At 57.2% G+C, this 17,629-nt stretch carries 18 protein-coding genes; 14 read left to right on the top strand and 4 right to left on the bottom strand.

The genetic code is table 11. The annotated features are described in order from the left end of the window. Positions 1-38 precede the first annotated feature (38 nt). The 4 genes from trxB (at position 39) to infA (ending at position 2,734) form a co-directional block, all read left to right on the top strand. Positions 39-992 (top strand): thioredoxin-disulfide reductase, encoded by a 954-nt coding sequence (gene trxB, locus OZ656_RS09025; protein WP_278350039.1) that lies wholly within the window; start codon positions 39-41, stop codon positions 990-992. A 15-nt stretch (positions 993-1,007) separates the two neighbouring features. Further along, the gene (gene aat / locus OZ656_RS09020) at positions 1,008-1,724 is read left to right on the top strand and encodes a leucyl/phenylalanyl-tRNA--protein transferase (protein WP_153740035.1); all 717 of its coding nucleotides are present in this window, start codon (positions 1,008-1,010) and stop codon (positions 1,722-1,724) included. After that, the gene (locus OZ656_RS09015; RefSeq protein ID WP_278350038.1) at positions 1,721-2,434 is read left to right on the top strand and encodes an arginyltransferase; all 714 of its coding nucleotides are present in this window, start codon (positions 1,721-1,723) and stop codon (positions 2,432-2,434) included. Before aat ends, OZ656_RS09015 begins: the two co-directional genes overlap by 4 nt. An 81-nt stretch (positions 2,435-2,515) precedes the next feature. Continuing rightward, entirely contained in the window at positions 2,516-2,734 is a 219-nt protein-coding gene (infA, locus tag OZ656_RS09010; protein ID WP_014421226.1) for a translation initiation factor IF-1, read from the top strand. Positions 2,735-2,784: 50 nt separating this feature from the next. On the opposite strand, the gene clpA is transcribed toward infA, so the two are convergent. Together clpA and clpS are read right to left on the bottom strand one after the other, a co-directional pair. After that, entirely contained in the window at positions 2,785-5,055 is a 2,271-nt protein-coding gene (gene clpA, locus OZ656_RS09005; RefSeq protein WP_379945169.1) for an ATP-dependent Clp protease ATP-binding subunit ClpA, read from the bottom strand. An 18-nt stretch (positions 5,056-5,073) separates the two neighbouring features. Continuing rightward, positions 5,074-5,433: an ATP-dependent Clp protease adapter ClpS gene (gene clpS / locus OZ656_RS09000; protein ID WP_278350035.1), complete on the bottom strand. Its 360-nt coding sequence runs from the start codon at positions 5,431-5,433 to the stop codon at positions 5,074-5,076. Positions 5,434-5,865: 432 nt separating this feature from the next. Between clpS and OZ656_RS08995 the strand changes: the two genes are divergently transcribed. The 8 genes from OZ656_RS08995 (at position 5,866) to OZ656_RS08960 (ending at position 12,819) form a co-directional block, all read left to right on the top strand. Then, positions 5,866-6,177: a cold shock domain-containing protein gene (locus tag OZ656_RS08995; protein WP_011785239.1), complete on the top strand. Its 312-nt coding sequence runs from the start codon at positions 5,866-5,868 to the stop codon at positions 6,175-6,177. A gap of 158 nt (positions 6,178-6,335) precedes the next feature. After that, positions 6,336-6,944: a pseudouridine synthase gene (locus OZ656_RS08990; protein ID WP_153741391.1), complete on the top strand. Its 609-nt coding sequence runs from the start codon at positions 6,336-6,338 to the stop codon at positions 6,942-6,944. Further along, positions 6,941-7,390 carry an NUDIX hydrolase gene (locus tag OZ656_RS08985; RefSeq protein WP_011785241.1) on the top strand — a complete coding sequence of 150 codons (450 nt, stop codon included), beginning with the start codon at positions 6,941-6,943 and terminating at the stop codon, positions 7,388-7,390. Before OZ656_RS08990 ends, OZ656_RS08985 begins: the two co-directional genes overlap by 4 nt. A gap of 48 nt (positions 7,391-7,438) precedes the next feature. Further along, on the top strand, positions 7,439-8,617 hold the full coding sequence (gene mnmA, locus OZ656_RS08980) for a tRNA 2-thiouridine(34) synthase MnmA (RefSeq protein ID WP_153741392.1): 1,179 nt from the start codon (positions 7,439-7,441) through the stop codon (positions 8,615-8,617). Then, entirely contained in the window at positions 8,614-9,234 is a 621-nt protein-coding gene (gene hflD / locus OZ656_RS08975) for a high frequency lysogenization protein HflD (protein WP_023009997.1), read from the top strand. Before mnmA ends, hflD begins: the two co-directional genes overlap by 4 nt. 79 nt (positions 9,235-9,313) lie before the next feature. Continuing rightward, positions 9,314-10,681 carry an adenylosuccinate lyase gene (gene purB / locus OZ656_RS08970; protein ID WP_153741393.1) on the top strand — a complete coding sequence of 456 codons (1,368 nt, stop codon included), beginning with the start codon at positions 9,314-9,316 and terminating at the stop codon, positions 10,679-10,681. Positions 10,682-10,695: 14 nt separating this feature from the next. Then, positions 10,696-11,847: a cupin domain-containing protein gene (locus tag OZ656_RS08965; protein ID WP_153741394.1), complete on the top strand. Its 1,152-nt coding sequence runs from the start codon at positions 10,696-10,698 to the stop codon at positions 11,845-11,847. A gap of 3 nt (positions 11,848-11,850) precedes the next feature. Beyond that, on the top strand, positions 11,851-12,819 hold the full coding sequence (locus tag OZ656_RS08960) for a GNAT family N-acetyltransferase (RefSeq protein ID WP_153741395.1): 969 nt from the start codon (positions 11,851-11,853) through the stop codon (positions 12,817-12,819). Here the strand turns inward: OZ656_RS08960 and OZ656_RS08955 are convergent. Continuing rightward, positions 12,808-13,818 (bottom strand): LysR family transcriptional regulator, encoded by a 1,011-nt coding sequence (locus tag OZ656_RS08955; RefSeq protein ID WP_011785247.1) that lies wholly within the window; start codon positions 13,816-13,818, stop codon positions 12,808-12,810. The genes OZ656_RS08960 and OZ656_RS08955 overlap by 12 nt on opposite strands. Before the next feature lie 227 nt (positions 13,819-14,045). Between OZ656_RS08955 and OZ656_RS08950 the strand changes: the two genes are divergently transcribed. Beyond that, positions 14,046-14,816 carry a hypothetical protein gene (locus OZ656_RS08950; protein WP_011785248.1) on the top strand — a complete coding sequence of 257 codons (771 nt, stop codon included), beginning with the start codon at positions 14,046-14,048 and terminating at the stop codon, positions 14,814-14,816. A gap of 44 nt (positions 14,817-14,860) precedes the next feature. Then, a complete protein-coding gene (locus OZ656_RS08945; protein ID WP_278350909.1) occupies positions 14,861-17,209 on the top strand; it encodes an ATP-binding protein in 2,349 nt (782 codons plus the stop codon). Here the strand turns inward: OZ656_RS08945 and OZ656_RS08940 are convergent. Beyond that, complete coding sequence (locus OZ656_RS08940) at positions 17,160-17,627, bottom strand: MarR family winged helix-turn-helix transcriptional regulator (RefSeq protein WP_199453973.1); 468 nt, start codon at positions 17,625-17,627, stop codon at positions 17,160-17,162. The two genes, OZ656_RS08945 and OZ656_RS08940, sit on opposite strands and share 50 nt — an antisense overlap. Between the last annotated feature and the right edge of the window lie 2 nt (positions 17,628-17,629).

The following is a 17,629-nucleotide window of genomic DNA, read 5'->3' as shown; positions in this document are numbered from 1 at the left end:
GCCGTCGAATACGCATACTTCATTTCAGTGAGACACAGATGAGCGAAACCCGACATTCCCGACTGATCATTCTTGGCTCCGGCCCGGCCGGCTACACCGCTGCAGTCTATGCCGCGCGCGCCAACCTGAACCCGACCCTGATCACCGGTATCGAAGTGGGCGGCCAGCTGACCACCACCACTGACGTAGACAACTGGCCGGGCGACAATGACGGCGTTCAGGGCCCCGAGCTAATGCAGCGCATGCAGAAGCACGCCGAGCGTTTTGAAACCAGCATCGTGTACGACACCATCAACGAAGCTGATCTGAACAACCGCCCGTTCCGGCTCAAAGGCGACAACGGCGAATACACCTGTGACGCTCTGATCATTGCCACTGGCGCTTCTGCCATGTATCTGGGGCTTGAATCCGAAGAGAAGTTCAAGGGTCAGGGCGTGTCGGCCTGCGCCACCTGTGACGGCTTCTTCTACCGCAAGCAGAAAGTCGCGGTTATCGGCGGCGGCAATACTGCTGTGGAAGAGGCTCTGTATCTCTCGAACATCGCTGATGAAGTGACCCTGGTTCATCGCCGTGACAAGCTTCGGGCCGAGAAGATCCTTCAGGACAAACTCTTCGAGAAAGCAGAAAACGGCAACGTCAACATCATCTGGGACCACACCCTGGACGAAGTGCTCGGCGATGGCACCGGCGTTACCGGCATGCGCATCAAGAGCACCAAAGATGGCAGCACTCAGGATCTCGAGCTGGCCGGCGTATTTATCGCGATTGGCCACAAGCCGAATACCAGACTGTTTGAAGGCCAGCTGGATATGACCAACGGTTACATCCGGATTCGCTCTGGCCTGGAGGGCATGGCCACCCAAACCAGCATTCCGGGCGTGTTCGCCGCGGGCGACGTAGCTGACCACGTCTATCGGCAGGCTGTGACGTCCGCCGGTTTCGGGTGCATGGCTGCGCTGGACGCCGAGAAGTTTCTTGACCAACAGGGCTGACAGCTCAGAAGCAGAATGACGTCGCTACCCTGGCTGGATCCTGATCAACTCTGGTTTCCTCCCGCAGAAGAAGCGCTGGAGGATCCCGATGGACTGCTTGCCCTGGGTGGCGACCTGTCTCCGGAACGCCTGATTCTGGCCTATCGGAATGGCATTTTCCCCTGGTTCAGTGACGACCAGCCCATTCTCTGGTGGTCACCCAACCCTCGTTGCGTGCTGTTTCCCTCTGACATCCACATCTCCCGGAGCCTGCGCCGGACACTGAACCAGCGCCGATTTCGTATCACCACCGATCACTGTTTCGGCCGCATCATCCGGCTCTGCGCAAACACCCGCGCTGAGGGCACCTGGATAACCGACGAAATGATGGCAGCGTATACAGAACTTCATAGACGTGGCATCGCCCACTCCATTGAAGTCTGGAATCGCAACAATGAGCTCGCAGGCGGCATGTACGGACTGGCTATCGGCCGCTGCTTCTTCGGCGAATCCATGTTTTCACTGGAAACCAACGCCTCCAAGGTTCTGATGGTGCACCTGGCACATCAGTTGGGTGAATGGGGCTATCAGTTCATGGATTGTCAGGTGGAGAGCGACCATCTGCTAACGATGGGGGCGAGCAGTATTCCGAGAGCCGAGTTTTTATCTATACTCAGGGCATGTGTCGATCGGAAACCAGACCAGCCAGACTGGAACTTCAGCTGGCAATGGCCCTGCCCGGAGGTGAAATGAGTAATCTCAGAACGCTCGTTTTCTTTGCCACCCCTCCTCACGATTGTAGTTACCTGCCAGACCGTGAAGCGACCACCATGTTTGTGGACCCTCGCGCCCACATCGACAAAAAACTCTACAGTCAGTTAACCGCACTGGGCTTCCGCCGCAGCGGCTCACATTACTACCGTCCGCACTGTGAAAGCTGTAACGCCTGTGTTCCGGTACGCCTGCAGGTAGGCCAATTCGAGCCAGACCGGAATCAACGCCGGGTGCTTCGCAAAAATGCCGACCTCGACTGCAAGCTGGCGCCAGCAGCATTCAGTGAACGCTATTACCGGCTGTATGCCCACTATATAGAGGAGCGTCATCGCGACGGGGACATGTATCCACCTTCAAGAGAACAATTTACCTCGTTCCTCGTGGAGGGGGCTACCGACTCCTGGTTCCTCGAAATGTCTCTTGATGGTGACCTGGTGGGACTGGCAGCCGTCGACCTGCTGGATGATGGCCTCTCGGCCATCTACACCGTCTTCGCGCCGGAACTGGAGCACCGGAGCCTGGGCACTTTCGCAGTGCTCTGGCAGATTGAGGAAGCCAAACGGCGGGAATTGCCGCATCTGTATCTGGGGTACTGGATAAAAGAATGTCGGAAAATGAACTATAAAACCCGCTTTAAGCCCATTGAGGCCTTGCGGGATGGCCACTGGCGCGAGATGTCGACCGACTGAGTTTTGCCAAACGTGGAGAATTCAGGCAGAATTGCGCAATTTAAAATCACCGAAAAGTATTCCGAACGAGGTTTCTACTGAATGGCGAAATCAGATGTCATTGAAATGGAAGGCGTTATTATCGACACCCTTCCCAACACCATGTTCCGCGTTGAGCTGTCCAACGGCCACGTTGTGACTGCACACATCTCCGGAAAAATGCGCAAGAATTACATCCGCATTCTGACTGGTGACAAGGTCAAGGTTGAGCTGACTCCCTACGACCTCAGCAAGGGCCGCATCGTTTACCGTGCCCGTTAATGGTCCGAGCTGACATCTGAAAAGCCCCGCAAGTGCGGGGCTTTTTTGTATCACACGGCTTCAGCCGGTTCGTCCTCATAATCAAAGGTCAGCTCGTCGTCCTTGAGCTGAATGAACACATCACCACCGTGCTCCGATAGCCGGCCGAACAGGATCTGCTCCGCCAGCGGACGCTTGATCTTGTCCTGAATCAGGCGCGCCATCGGCCGGGCCCCCATGGTCACGTCATAGCCTTTTTCCGCCAGCCAGAGCTTGGCCGCATCGTCAACGTGAAGCACCACATGCTTCTCATCCAGCTGGGCCTGAAGCTCGGTGAGGAACTTGTCTACCACGTGCGTGATGGTGTCCTTCTGCAGATCGGCAAACTGGATAATGCCATCCAGCCGGTTCCGGAACTCCGGCGTGAAGGATTTGCTGATCACCTCCATACCGTCGGTACTGTGATCCTGCTCATTGAAGCCAATGGAGCGGCGGGCCATGCTTTCAGCGCCCGCATTGGTGGTCATCACCAGAATCACGTGACGGAAATCTGCCTTACGGCCATTGTTATCCGTCAGGGTACCGTGGTCCATCACCTGCAGCAGCAGGTTGAAGACTTCAAGGTGCGCCTTCTCGATCTCATCCAGCAGCAACACGCAGTGCGGGTGCTTGTTGACCGCTTCGGTCAGCAGGCCGCCCTGGTCATAACCGACATAGCCGGGAGGTGCACCAATCAACCGCGACACGGTATGGCGCTCCATGTACTCCGACATATCGAAGCGAACCAGCTCAATGCCCAGCACCTTCGCCAGCTGCTTTGTGACTTCCGTTTTACCAACACCGGTCGGCCCGGCAAACAAGAAGGCACCTTCCGGCTTCTCAGGCGCTTTCAGCCCTGCCCGAGCCAGCTTGATGGCGGTTGACAGGGATTCGATCGCCGGATCCTGACCGAACACCACCATTTTCAGATCGCGTTCAAGATTGCGCAGCAGATCCTTGTCGCTGGTGGAAACATTCTTCGGCGGAATTCGCGCAATATTGGCGACCACGTCTTCGATGTCGGTCACATCGATGGTTTTCTTGCGCTTGTCTTCCGGCTGCAGCCGCTGCCGTGCACCGGCTTCGTCGATCACGTCGATGGCCTTGTCCGGCAGGTGCCGGTCGGTGATGTACCGGTCTGCCAGCTCTGCGGCTACCCGCAACGCCTTGTCGGTGTACTTGAGATCGTGATGTTTCTCGAAGTTTGGCTTGAGACCCTTGAGGATCTGGTAGGTGTCCTCAACGCTCGGCTCGTTGACATCAATTTTCTGGAAGCGACGCGCCAGGGCGCTGTCTTTCTCGAAAATACCGCGGAACTCCTGAAACGTGGTCGAACCAATGCAACGGAGTTCGCCTGAACTGAGCATAGGCTTAAGCAGGTTGGAGGCATCCATCACGCCGCCCGACGCAGATCCGGCACCGATGATGGTGTGGATCTCATCGATGAACAGAATGGCATGATTCTGCTTCTTCAGGTCACTCAAAAGGCCCTTGAGGCGTTTTTCAAAATCGCCACGATACTTGGTACCGGCCAGTAACGCTCCCATATCCAGTGAGTAGACGACGGCATCCGAGATAATCTCCGGCACCTGCCCGTCCACAATCCTCTTGGCCAGACCCTCGGCAATGGCTGTCTTGCCAACGCCGGCCTCGCCCACCAGCAAGGGGTTGTTCTTGCGGCGGCGAACCAGAATCTGTACCACCCGCTCAACCTCATGCTCACGGCCAATCAGCGGATCAATACGACCCTGCCGTGCCTGTTCGTTGAGGTTAGTGGCGTAGCTCTCCAGCGGACGGGAATGACCGCCCTCTTCCGCTGCTTCGTCCTGGGCAGCGTGATCCGCGCCTTCCTGGTCCTCTGCTCCCTGAACCCGGGAGATACCATGGGAGACGAAATTAACCACGTCAATCCGGGCGATATTCTGCTTTTTCAGCACATAAACCGCCTGACTTTCCTGCTCACTGAAGATGGCTACCAGTACGTTTGCTCCGGTTACCTCCTTCTTGCCAGACGACTGCACATGGAATACCGCTCTCTGCAGTACCCGCTGGAACCCCAATGTGGGTTGGGTTTCGCGCTCACTGTCGGAGCTAGGGATCAGGGGGGTGGTGGAGTCCACAAACTCTACCAACTCTTCCTCAAGGCGCTTCAGGTCTGCACCACAGGCTTTCAGGACACCCACTGCCGATTCATTGTCGAGAAGGGCCAGCAACAAATGCTCGACGGTCATGAATTCATGACGCTTGTCCCTCGCATTTTTGAAGGCCGTATTCAGCGTAATTTCCAGATCTTTACTCAGCATGGGCCACCCCAACGTCTGTCAGTCCGCACGTTCAATCTCGCAAAGGAGCGGATGTTCGCATTCCGAGGAATACTGGTTCACCTGTGCTGCCTTTGTTTCCGCGATGTCTCGGGTATATACCCCACATACGGCTTTTCCCTGCGTATGGACGAGCAGCATCACCTGCGTCGCCTTTTCTTCGTTCATGGCGAAGAACTTCATCAGTACGTCCACCACAAAATCCATGGGTGTGTAATCATCATTCAGGAGCACAACCCGGTAACGCGCCGGGCGCTTCAGGGCAGGCTTCTCCGGCGCAACACTGCCCCCCTCATGGCGACCGGGTTGTTCATCCTCCCCCTGATTGAATACTAGTAGAGAATTCTCAATTGTCCGCATGGTTCCATATACCGGTTATTCGGTTCCTGACTTAAATGTGGATGCGTGGCAGCGTGTTTTCAAGCCAACACTGCCCACAAGCGTGCGTTGTTTATCAATACGAACATGATACCGCTTCCAGACCTGCCAGAACCACCTGTTCCGCAGTATCCGGCACTTGACTCAGGCGCCGGTTTGGCCGACAGTTAATGTGCATTGTTAAAGAATGTAAACTCATGCTTCATCGTGTAACCGGAAACCACAGCCAATACCGGTTTCACGTTGTTGGCAACAGTTCAGGCGCCACCAGGGCGCTGTGAATTCAACACACAAGACCAATAATAAGGGAGCACCTGCCGAGCCTCTGGAACTTGCCCGCCATACACGGGCACCAAGTACAGAGGAACAGTCAGCGCCTCCCAAAGTGACAGCAAAGGAACAGGGGAGTTCATCATGCCAAGAGGCAAAGTCAAATGGTTCAATAATGCCAAGGGATACGGCTTCATCATTGAAGATGGCTGCAGCGATGACCTGTTTGCCCATTTCTCCTCAGTCCAGATGGATGGCTACAAAACCCTCAAGGCCGGTCAGACGGTAACGTTCGACAAGAAGCCCAGTGACAAGGGCGTCCACGCCATTAACATTGTTCCGGACGAGGTTCCGGCCAGAGAGTCCGGGGCGAAAACGGCATCGGATTCGTCGGATCAGGCGGCTCAATCCAGCAACAGCAACGAGAGCTACACGCCCCGTGCTGTAAACGGCTGATGCCAGGCGTTGCCTGAAGCCCTCAGCCAACGCCGGCAGCCTGCCATTTCTTTCCTTTTCCCACCGGTTCTGCCGGTGGGCTGGCTTCGTGCTTTTTAATCAACGGTGATTGCAGTAGTCTTGGCGCTTTCGCGCATTTCCGGCACAGGACTTCACCCATGGCGAAGCTGATTCTCTTCAACAAACCGTTTCACGTATTGAGTCAGTTTACCGACGAGCGCGCCAGCCATCCCAGAGCTACCCTAGCCGACTGGATTGATCAACCCGGCGTTTATCCGGCCGGTCGACTCGATTACGATTCCGAAGGGCTTATACTGCTCACCGACGAGGGCGCAGTACAGCATCGTATCGCATCGCCCACCAACAAAATGCCCAAGACTTATTGGGTTCAGGTCGAAGGTGAGCTCACAGACGAGGCCCTGCAAAAACTTCGCAAAGGCGTAGTGTTGAAAGACGGGATCACGCGGCCGGCCAGAGCGGATCGACTTGAAACACCCGAACTGTGGCCCCGCAACCCGCCGGTGAGATTTCGACAGAATGTGCCTACCACTTGGCTGGCGCTGACGATTACCGAAGGCAAAAACCGGCAGGTACGCAGAATGACGGCGGCGGTAGGCTACCCTACCCTGAGACTGATCCGGGTCCGCATCGGGGACTGGACCCTGGATAACCTGAAGCCCGGCGAATACCGAAGTGTTACGGTCAATCTGCCCGACACTCCCCCGAAACTATCAACCAGGCCCAAAAGGAGGCGTCACCGATCATGACCTGGAAACCCCATGCCACCGTGGCGGTGGTTGTTGAAGACGATCAGGGCCGGTTTCTTCTGGTTGAGGAAGTCAGTGGCGGGAAGGTGGTTTTCAATCAGCCCGCAGGCCATATAGAGGAAAACGAGGCCATTCTGGATGCCGTACGCCGGGAAACCCTGGAAGAGACCGGGTGGGAGATAGAACCGGTTTTTTTCCTCGGCATCTACACCTACAAGGCCCCCGCCAATGGTGTCACCTACTACCGGTTCTGTTATGCCGCCAAAGCCCTCCGGCACGCCACCGACAAGCTGGATACCGGCATCATCGGCCCACACTGGCTGACGCCGGAGGAAATCCGGGAACTCGGTGACCAGCTTCGAAGCCCGCTGGTGCTCCAGTGCATCGAGGATTACCGAAACGGACGCAAATTCCCTCTTGATGTGGTTGTGGATGGACAGACGTAATCACCGGATGATGTTAAAATTCGCGCTTTTGACCGGTTCCCAGACGAAATGACCCAGAATACTGAGCCCCAATCCCCCGAGCACACCCGCGTGATCGTCGGCATGTCCGGCGGCGTGGATTCCTCCGTTGCGGCCTGGCTCCTGAAAGATCAGGGGTACCAGGTGGAAGGCCTGTTTATGAAAAACTGGGACGAGGACGACGGGACCGAATACTGTACTGCAATGACCGATCTGGCAGATGCCCAGGCAGTTGCCGACGCCATCGGCATCAAACTGCACACCGCCAGCTTCGCTGCGGAGTACTGGGACCGGGTATTCGAGCATTTTCTGTCGGAATACAGTGCCGGCCGAACCCCCAACCCGGACATCCTCTGCAACAAGGAAGTAAAATTCCGGGCGTTTCTGGATTACGCCGTTACTCTGGGCGCCGACTATATCGCGACCGGCCATTACACACGCCAGCGCCCGCTCAACGATGGTAGCGGCAAGGCCCAGTTGCTCAAGGGACTGGACCCCAACAAAGACCAGAGCTACTTTCTCCATGCCGTCTCCGGCGAGCGCATCGCCCGCACCCTGTTTCCGGTGGGCGAACTGGAAAAGCCGGAGGTTCGCCGGATTGCTGAAGAGCAGGGGTTCGTTACTCACGATAAAAAAGATTCGACAGGAATCTGTTTTATCGGGGAACGGAAGTTTACCGATTTTCTGAAACAATACCTGCCCGCTCAGCCCGGCAACATTGAAACGCCCGACGGCACGGTGATTGGCAAACATCAAGGCCTGATGTACCACACCATCGGGCAACGTCAGGGCCTTGGCATTGGCGGTCTTGCGGAGTTTGGCGACGAGCCCTGGTATGTGGCAGAAAAAGACCTCAAGCGGAATGTATTGATTGCCGTCCAGGGCAAGCATCACCCGCTGTTATTTTCGCGGGGACTGGTCTCGGGCCCTGTTGACTGGGTGGCCGGCGAACCTCCGGCACAGAAGTTCCGCTGCAAGGCGAAAACCCGATATCGCCAACCGGATCAGGATTGCGAGGTTACCGTCATAGATGGTGGCGTGAAGGTCGTCTTCGACGACGCCCAGCGTGCCGTAACTCCCGGCCAGTCCGTGGTTTTCTATCAGGGTGAGGTGTGCCTGGGCGGCGGCGTTATTGAACAGACCTGGCGCGATAACGAAGCCTTACCGGCAAGACTTGAGCACCAGGCAAGTGAAGGATCTGACACATGAGCCGCTCCCTGCATGACCAGACCCTGGCGCTGGCCGGCCTGTGTCAGGCTGCGACCCTGGTGCAGCAGATTGCCCATAACGGCAACTGCAATGAAGACAGCCTGGAAACCTGTATTCGCTCATTGTTTGCCACCAACCCGGCCTCAACGCTGGATGTCTACGGCGGCGAATTGTCTGACATACGGGAAGGATTGACGGTACTTTCAACGGTACTGGCCCAGCACGGCCAACCTCAGGACGTAGAAATCCTGCGGTACGTGTTCAACCTGATCCAGCTTGAAGCCAAACTCAAACGCTCCCCAGACATGCTGGACGTTATCGGCAACAGGATCGAGCAGGCCCGGCATACCGCCAGCCATTTCGGTTACAGTCACAGCAACCTTCTGGGCAATCTGGCCTCAATCTATGCCGACACCATCAGCACCTTCCGTTTGCGCATTCAGGTAACCGGCAACCCGCAGATACTCCAGCGTAATGAAAATGCAGACAAGGTACGGGCCCTGTTGCTGGCCGGCATCCGATCTGCCGTGCTGTGGAGGCAAAGTGGCGGCCACCGCTGGCAACTCATTTTCACCCGCAAGAAGGTCATCAGCCATGCCCGGGAGTTGCTGCGCTGATTCAGCGAGCCGGCTGGTGTATCATTAGCGTCTTCATTTTCCTGTCCCGCTTTTTCTTTGATGAACTGAGAGGTTTTCGATGGAACTCACCGCCCTGACCGCTATTTCTCCGGTCGATGGCCGCTACGGCAGCAAAGTCAGTGTATTTCGCAGCATCTTCAGTGAATACGGCCTGATCCGGAACCGGGTAACCGTCGAAATCCGCTGGTTGCAGAAACTGGCTGCCCACCCCGCGATTACCGAAGTGCCCGCGTTCTCCGCCGAAGCCAATGCCTTCCTGGACAAGCTGGTCAGCGAGTTCAGCCTGGCCGATGCTGAGCGCATCAAGGAAATCGAGCGGACCACCAACCACGACGTCAAAGCGGTTGAGTACCTGATCAAAGAAAAAATTGCCGACGTGCCTGAGCTGCACGCCGTAACCGAGTTTGTTCACTTTGCCTGCACCTCCGAGGACATCAACAACCTGTCCCACGGCTTGATGCTGCGCGAAGGCCTGGATCACGGCCTGCTGCCGGCCATGGACAACCTGGTCGAAAAGCTGGCCGAGCTGGCCCGGGAGCACGCTGAACAGCCCATGCTATCCCGCACCCACGGTCAGACCGCCTCCCCGACCACGGTCGGCAAGGAACTGGCCAACGTGGTCTATCGCCTGCGCCGCCAGCTGATGCAGATCCGTGAAGTGGAAATCATGGGCAAGATCAACGGTGCGGTGGGTAACTACAACGCCCACCTGTCTGCCTACCCGGACGTGGACTGGGCTGCCAACGCCGAAGAATTCATCGAGAGCCTGGGCCTCGACTGGAACCCGTACACGACCCAGATCGAACCCCACGACTACATCGCCGAGCTTTACGATGCCATTGCCCGCTTCAACACCATTCTGATCGATCTGGACAGGGATATCTGGGGCTATATCTCGCTGGGCTACTTCAAGCAGAAGACCGTGGCCGGTGAAATCGGATCCTCCACCATGCCCCACAAGGTGAACCCGATCGACTTCGAGAATTCCGAAGGCAATCTCGGCATCGCCAATGCCCTCTTCGGCCACTTGTCAGCCAAGCTACCGATTTCGCGCTGGCAACGTGACCTGACCGACTCCACCGTATTGCGAAACCTGGGCGTTGGCTTTGCTCACAGCCTGATTGCCTACGAAGCGACCCTCAAAGGTCTGGGCAAGCTGGAAATCAACCCGGCCCGTCTGAACGAAGACCTGAACAACGCCTGGGAAGTACTGGCGGAGCCGATCCAGACTGTGATGCGCCGTTACAACATCGAGAAACCCTACGAAAAGCTCAAGGACTTGACCCGCGGCAAGGCTATGACACCCGAAGTCATCAAGAATTTCGTGGAAACCCTGGAGATCCCGGAACAGGCGAAGGCCGAACTGCGCGCCCTGACCCCGGACAACTACATCGGTAACGCGATCGACCAGGCCAAAGACATCTAGGCAGGAGCAACACCATGGATATGCTTGGCGGGCTGACAGCCACTGAATTTCTGCGCGACTACTGGCAGAAAAAGCCACTGGTTATCCGCCAGGCGTTTCCCGGTTTTCAGTGCCCGGTCAGCCAGGATGAGCTGGCCGGACTGGCCTGCGAGGAAGCCGTTGAATCCCGCATCGTCATCGAGAACGATGCCGGAAAACCCTGGCAGCTTCACAATGGCCCGTTCACTCCCGATCGTTTCAGCGAGCTGCCGGAGCAGGACTGGACCCTGCTGGTCCAGGGCCTGGACCACTGGGTACCGGAAATCGCTGATCTGCTCGACAACTTCCGGTTCATCCCCAACTGGCGGCTGGACGACATCATGGCCAGCTACGCACCGACAGGCGGTAGCGTTGGGCCCCACTACGATATGTATGACGTGTTTCTGCTGCAGGCCCAGGGCCACCGACGCTGGACCTTCGGCGGACACTGTGACCACAGATCGCCCCGGGTAGAGGGTACACCCTTACGGATTCTGAGCAGTTGGGACGGTGAAGAAACCGTGACCCTGGCGCCGGGTGACATGCTGTACCTGCCACCGGGCGTTGGCCATCATGGGGTGGCGGAAGACGACTGCATTACCCTGTCTGTGGGTTTTCGGGCACCTACCGTCGACGACGTACTGACCAGCTTTACCGACTACCTGAGCCAGAAGGAAAAAGCGGCTGAACATCTGGATGACCCGGATCTTCAGGTTCAGGAGAACCCCGGAACCATCGGCGCCGATGTAGTCGACCGTCTCGACGCTGTGATTCGGGAGCAACTCGGTGATCGCCGCAATCTGGCCCTTTGGTTCGGGCAGTTCGCCACCGCCCCCAAAAGCATGGACATAGTCGTTCCTGCCGACGAGCCGGCTGAGCCTGATGATCTGGCCGAAGCCATCCGGGCCGGCGAACAGCTGCGGTGGAACGAAGGCTCCCGCTTCGCTTACCATGAGCTGAATGATGAGACCGCCCTGTTTGTTGATGGCGAACAGTTTCTGCTCAAGGGCGATGCCCGTCCGCTGGCCCCCCTGCTCTGTGCCCGCTCCCGCATTGATATGGCGACACTGGCGGAATTTGCCGGCGACGAAGCCTTGCTGGGGCTGTTAACTAACCTCTACAACCAGGGCTCGATCTATTTCGAGTAAGCCATGGATCTGAGATTTCGAAAATACAGCTGGCAACTGGCACCCGGGTCGGTTCGCGAGATTCGCCAGCGGGTGTTTATCGATGGGCAGAAGGTGCCGCCAGAGCTTGAGTGGGATGACACCGACGAGATTGCTGATCATTATCTTGCCGTCGATGCGTCCAACCAACCCGTGGCCACCGCCCGCCTGTTTTCCGCCCTGGAAGAAACCGGCTACATCGGCCGCATGGCCGTGTTACCGGAAGCCCGGGGCAAAGGTGTTGGAGAAGCCCTGCTCAGGCACCTGATCGCCGAGTCTGCCGGCCGTTACCAGGAACTCCGGCTCTCAGCCCAGGAACATGCCACTGGTTTTTACCAACGATGCGGCTTCCACATCTGTTCGCTTACCCCCTATGAGGATGCCGGCATTCCGCACCTCGACATGCGCTGTCTGGCACCGGATCTCGCCCATCGGGCCGGTGCAGGACGCAGCAACCCGTTAATCCTGGGAGCCGATGAGGAATCCTGGCTGTTTGACCAGCCCTCATCCTTCATGAACCTGATGGATTCCCTGGTTGGCCAGGCTGGCCAGCGCCTATGGCTTTACGACCGGATTCTGGACCATGAATTCTACGACAGGCATCGCCTGCGGGAATTGGTCTCTGCCCTCGCCCGTCGCCATCGACTGAGCGAGGTCCGTTTGTTGATTCACGACGACAAGCCATTAGTGCAACGACGACACCAACTGGTAGAACTGATGCGCCGGCTCACCAGCCGCATTGAGCTCCGGCTGGTGAACGAGGACTACCCCATGGAGGATCAGCCCTTCCTGCTGGTCGACCGCCAGGGCGTGTTGTACCGACACAGCTTTGACAAGACCGAGGGCTTTGCCGATTTTTCCGCCGGCCGGCGGGTCCGGCTGATGGAAGAGGCGTTCCAGAAAATGTGGGACGCCGCGCGCCCCTCTCTGGAGTTACGCGAACTACCGCTCTGAGTGGGACACCTGAACCGCCTGAGGTGACTCGAAACTGGCCCCGAATGGCGCAAATTCCTCATCCACTTCTTCCGCCACTTCCACAATCAGTTTGCGCAGCCACTGATGGTCCGAGTTGTGCTGCAGCAGCGGGCTCCAGGCCATCTTGAGTTCAAAGGGCGGAATCTCAAAAGGCGGCACCTTGACCACCAGATTTGGATTATCTTTTTGCAGCCAGGCTGCTCTCGATGGCAGCGTGGCGATCAGATCGTGTTGTTCCGCCAGCAGCATCGCCACCTGATAATGGCGCGTAAACACGGAAATCTGGCGCTTGCGCCCCATTCTGCCCAGTGCCTCGTCCACCCAGCCCAGGCGTTGAACATCCTTCGGATTCACCCCCACCCCGACACCAAAACCGGTCTTGCTGACCCAGATATGACTGGCGTCCAGATAGGTATCCAGTGTAAACGGCTCTTTCAGGATCGGGTTCCGGGCGTTCATCAGGCACGCAAAGTATTCCGTCCAGAGGGTTTTCTGATGAAATGACTGGGGAATCTTGTCGAAACGGTTAATCGCCATGTCCAGGCGACCCTGCTCCACATCCAGAAAACTGACATCACTGGGCGTCAGAACATCCAGCGTGACATGCGGTGCTTCCTGTCGGATACGGCGCAACACCCGTGGCATCAGGCAGGATTCCGCGTAATCACTGGCCATGATCCGGAACACCCGCTGGCTCTCACCGGCCGCAAACGGTGTTTTTTCCTGCACCGCCTGCTCGATATCCGATAGAATCCCGCGAACCAGTGGCTGCAATTCCCTGGCCCGCTCGGTGGCCGTCATGCCTTCACTGGTTCGCACCAGCAGGGGATCGCCAAACAGATCCCGCAGCCTCCGCAAACCGTTACTCATGGCCGGCTGAGTGATGCCAAGGTGATTGGCCGCTTTGGTTACATTGCGCTCCCGCAACAGCACATCCAGGTACACAAGCAGGTTCAGATCAACGCGGGAAATGTCCATAGGCAGCCAGACCTCACCGTCAGCAGCAGGGTGTATTATTCATTTCCGCAATATACAGGAATCTGAAAATTCACGTAATAAATGAACCTACTACCCTGATTACAACCTGAAAAGGACGGAATAGCATATTTCTGCTAGGCTTTCAGGGCGTTACCGAATAATATCAAAACCAATAAAACAAGCCCTCGGGCCAGACGTTCATTCAATCCGGAGCCTAACCCCACACCATGGATACCACTACCATTGTGCTGCTGCTCGCCGCGATCGTCACCGTTTCCCTGGTTATTATCGTTTTCAGCCAGATGCGGGAAAAAGCGAGGATCGAACGCGTTCGCAAAATGACGGCTCAGGAAGATGCCTACAACAAGGCCTACCGCCTGCTTACCGATATTCCCGGCCAATACCTCACGCCAGACCTTAAACTACTGCTGCTCAAGCGCATGGAAGACGCCTGCCAGGAACTGACCGCGCTGAAGAGTGATCAGCCGGTAAAACAGTGGCTGGAGAACATTGCGCAAACCAAAAAGCAGATTCTGGAAAAGAACGACCAGCGCCCACCCGTAAAAGTCGACTCTCCGGAAAAGTCCACCTACATCAAAGAACTGCTCCAGGCCTTGTTCAAGCTGATTGAGGCTATGCATAAAGCCGGCCGGATAGACTCTGCCACCGCCAAGAAGAATCTGAAGTATGTTCTGTTTCTGGTGCACAAAACCCACGCCGACCTGCACGTTTTCCAGGCCCGGGATTTCATTCGCCAGAACCAGATCCGCAAGGCCATTCACGCTTATCACCTTGCCAGTACTGAGATGGGCAAATCCCGGGACAACCCTCTGGCCATGAAAGCGGTGAAGAGTTTCCGTACCCGCATCAAGGAACTTGAGGAAATGAGCACAGAGGGCAAGATGAATGAGGAAAGCCATTCCAAGCTGGACAAGGAATGGGACAACTTTCTGCAGGACGACGGCACCTGGAAGAAAAAAGCGGATTACGACGACTGAACGCAGCTTCGTAAACGCCCATATCTCAAGGATGACGCAACATCGTGTTTAACAGAATCAGGCAACGGCTCTCCTATCGCCTCACCCGGGACACGGTCCTGGTCGCCATGGTGCTGGGCCTGGTACTGAACCTGATCCAGATTACCCTGGACTACTTCACCGCCCGGGAATCGATGGACCGCGAAGTTCGCGCCCTGATTGAAATCAGCCAGAGCCCGGCCTCCCAGATTGCCTATAACATTGATGTCCGGCTCGCGGAGGAGCTGCTCGACGGCCTCTTGCAACACCCCGCCACCATAGACGCCCGAATTATTGACAGCGATGGCCAGACCATGGCTGCAGCCAGCCAGAGCAGCCCGGTTTCCCGCTATCGCTGGATCAGCGATCTGCTGTTTGGCGCCAGCCGCGTGTTCAATGAGGAACTGCAGGTGCCGCAATTGGCGGATCTGCCTCTGGGCCAGCTTGTTGTAACCATCGACACCTATCATTACGGCATACAGTTTCTCACCCGGGCGACCAATACCCTGATTATCGGGCTGCTGAAGAGCCTGGCGCTCTCCGGCGTACTGCTCGCCATTTTCTATTTTGTACTGACCCGGCCCATGATGAACGTCATCAACGCTTTGAGCCAGGTTCGGGCAAGTTCTCCGGAAAAGGTCCGGCTTCCAATTCCGGAAAACCACAAAGGTGATGAAATCGGCACCATGGTGGGCATCATCAACCAGCACCTGGAGAACATGGAAGTGAGCGTGGCCAAGCTGCGGTCCGCCGAGAGTGCCATGAAGAACTATTCCAGCCAGCTGGAACGGGAAGTGGAAGACCGCACCCGGGAAATATCCGAAAAGAATGAAGCGCTGCAGCGTGGTAACCGGGCGCTGGTCCGCGCCAAGGAAGACGCCGTTCGCCGGGCTCGTGCCCGGGCCAACTTCCTGGCAAGCATGAGCCATGAAATTCGCACACCGCTCAACGGCGTTCTGGGCATGCTGGGGCTGGCACTGGAAAGCGAGAAACACGCCGGCCAACGCAATCGTTTGGAAATTGCACTGAATGCCGGCGAGAGCCTGCTCGGGCTGCTCAACGACATTCTCGACATTTCCAAGGTCGAGGCTGGCAAGCTCTCCCTGGAGAGCATTCCGTTCAGCATGAGGAAACTGATTGAAGAATGCGCCACCCTGCACGCACAGCAAGCCCGGCGCAAAGGCATTAACCTGGTTAACGAGACCGCGCCGGATTTGCCAGAACATTTTCTGGGGGACCCCACCCGTACCCGCCAGATTCTGAACAATCTGCTCAGCAATGCCATCAAATTCACCGATGCAGGCACAGTAAAGATTCGCACCAGCTGGTCCGGGGGCAGCTTGCGACTGGAAGTCATCGACACCGGGATCGGTATGTCGAGAGAAGGCCTGCACCGGATCTTCTCACCGTTTTCCCAGGCCGATACTGACACCACCCGCCTCTACGGCGGAACCGGGCTTGGGCTGACACTCTGCAGACAACTGGTGGAGCGAATGCATGGCCAGATTCTGGTGGATTCCAAGGAAGGCGCCGGAACCCACTTTACCGTGACCCTGCCGCTTCCGGTACACCAGGGCGATGAATGGGAGATCGCAGAAGACGTTCTGCAACGCCTGGGCGACATAGGCATTGCCATGGCTCTGCCCCAAAGCAACCCTCACAGACTGGCCATTGAGTCCCAGTTGCGCTCCTGGAACATACCGGTGCGCAGCGCGAGCCGGCATCCGGAGGGCATCCTGCTGATTGATGCAGCAAATTCGCCCCGGGAAAATCTTGCCTTTGCCAATGACTGGCGCGGAGAAGGCGTGATCCTGGCCGACCAGTCCGGCACCGCCACCAGCGACCACCCGAGACACTGCGTTGTGGCACTCCCACTGCGAAGAGACGACCTGTTCCGATGCCTGTGCGCTGCCGGCGGGTTGGATTCAGGCGAACAATCAACGCACCCGGATCGATCGCTTGGCACAAGCCGGCAACCGGTACCGGCTCTCAACATCCTTCTGGTGGAAGACAACCAGGTCAACCAGTTGGTGGCCAGCAGCCTGCTGAAGAAACTGGGGCACCGGGTAGATCACGCGGAGAACGGGCGCCGGGCACTGGAAGCACTTCAGAACAAAGCTTACGACCTGGTACTGATGGACTGCCAGATGCCGGTTATGGACGGTTACGAAGCAACCCGCGCTATCCGCCAGAATCCCCAATGGCAAACGCTGCCGGTTATCGCGGTAACCGCCAATGTGATGCAAGGCGACCGCGAGGACTGCCTGGCCTCGGGCATGAATGACTACATCACCAAGCCCTATAATCGTGACGAACTCAGGGCGGTTATCGCTCGCTGGGCTCCGCTGTCTCCAGAACCTCCAGCAGACTCCTGAGCTCCTGGCGCAGCGATAGCAATCGCTCCGGCTCAATATCCAGACCACACATCAGGCGGCCGGGCACGTTCGCCGCCTTGGCCCGCATTGCCCGTCCGGCATCGGTCAGCCTCAACCGAACCACCCGTTCATCCTCGGCGAGCCGAGCCCGTTGCAACAGTTCCCGCTGCTCCAGGCGTTTAAGTAGCGGCGTCAACGTTCCCGAGTCCAGTCTTAATCTGGCCCCCAGGTCGCCGACCCGTGGCCGAAGCCCCTCACGGTCTGCTTCCCACATCACCAGCATGACCAGATACTGGGGATAGGTCAGCCCCAGCTCCTCCAGTAACGGCCGGTACCGGGCGGTCACCGCCCGGTTGGCTGCGTAGAGGGCAAAACAGATCTGGTTATCAAGCGCCAGTATCTGATCGTTGTCCTTCATGG

Source organism: Marinobacter sp. LM1 (assembly GCF_042763285.1).
Taxonomy (GTDB): Bacteria; Pseudomonadota; Gammaproteobacteria; order Pseudomonadales; family Oleiphilaceae; genus Marinobacter; species Marinobacter nauticus.
This window is presented reverse-complemented; position numbering and strand designations above follow the sequence as displayed.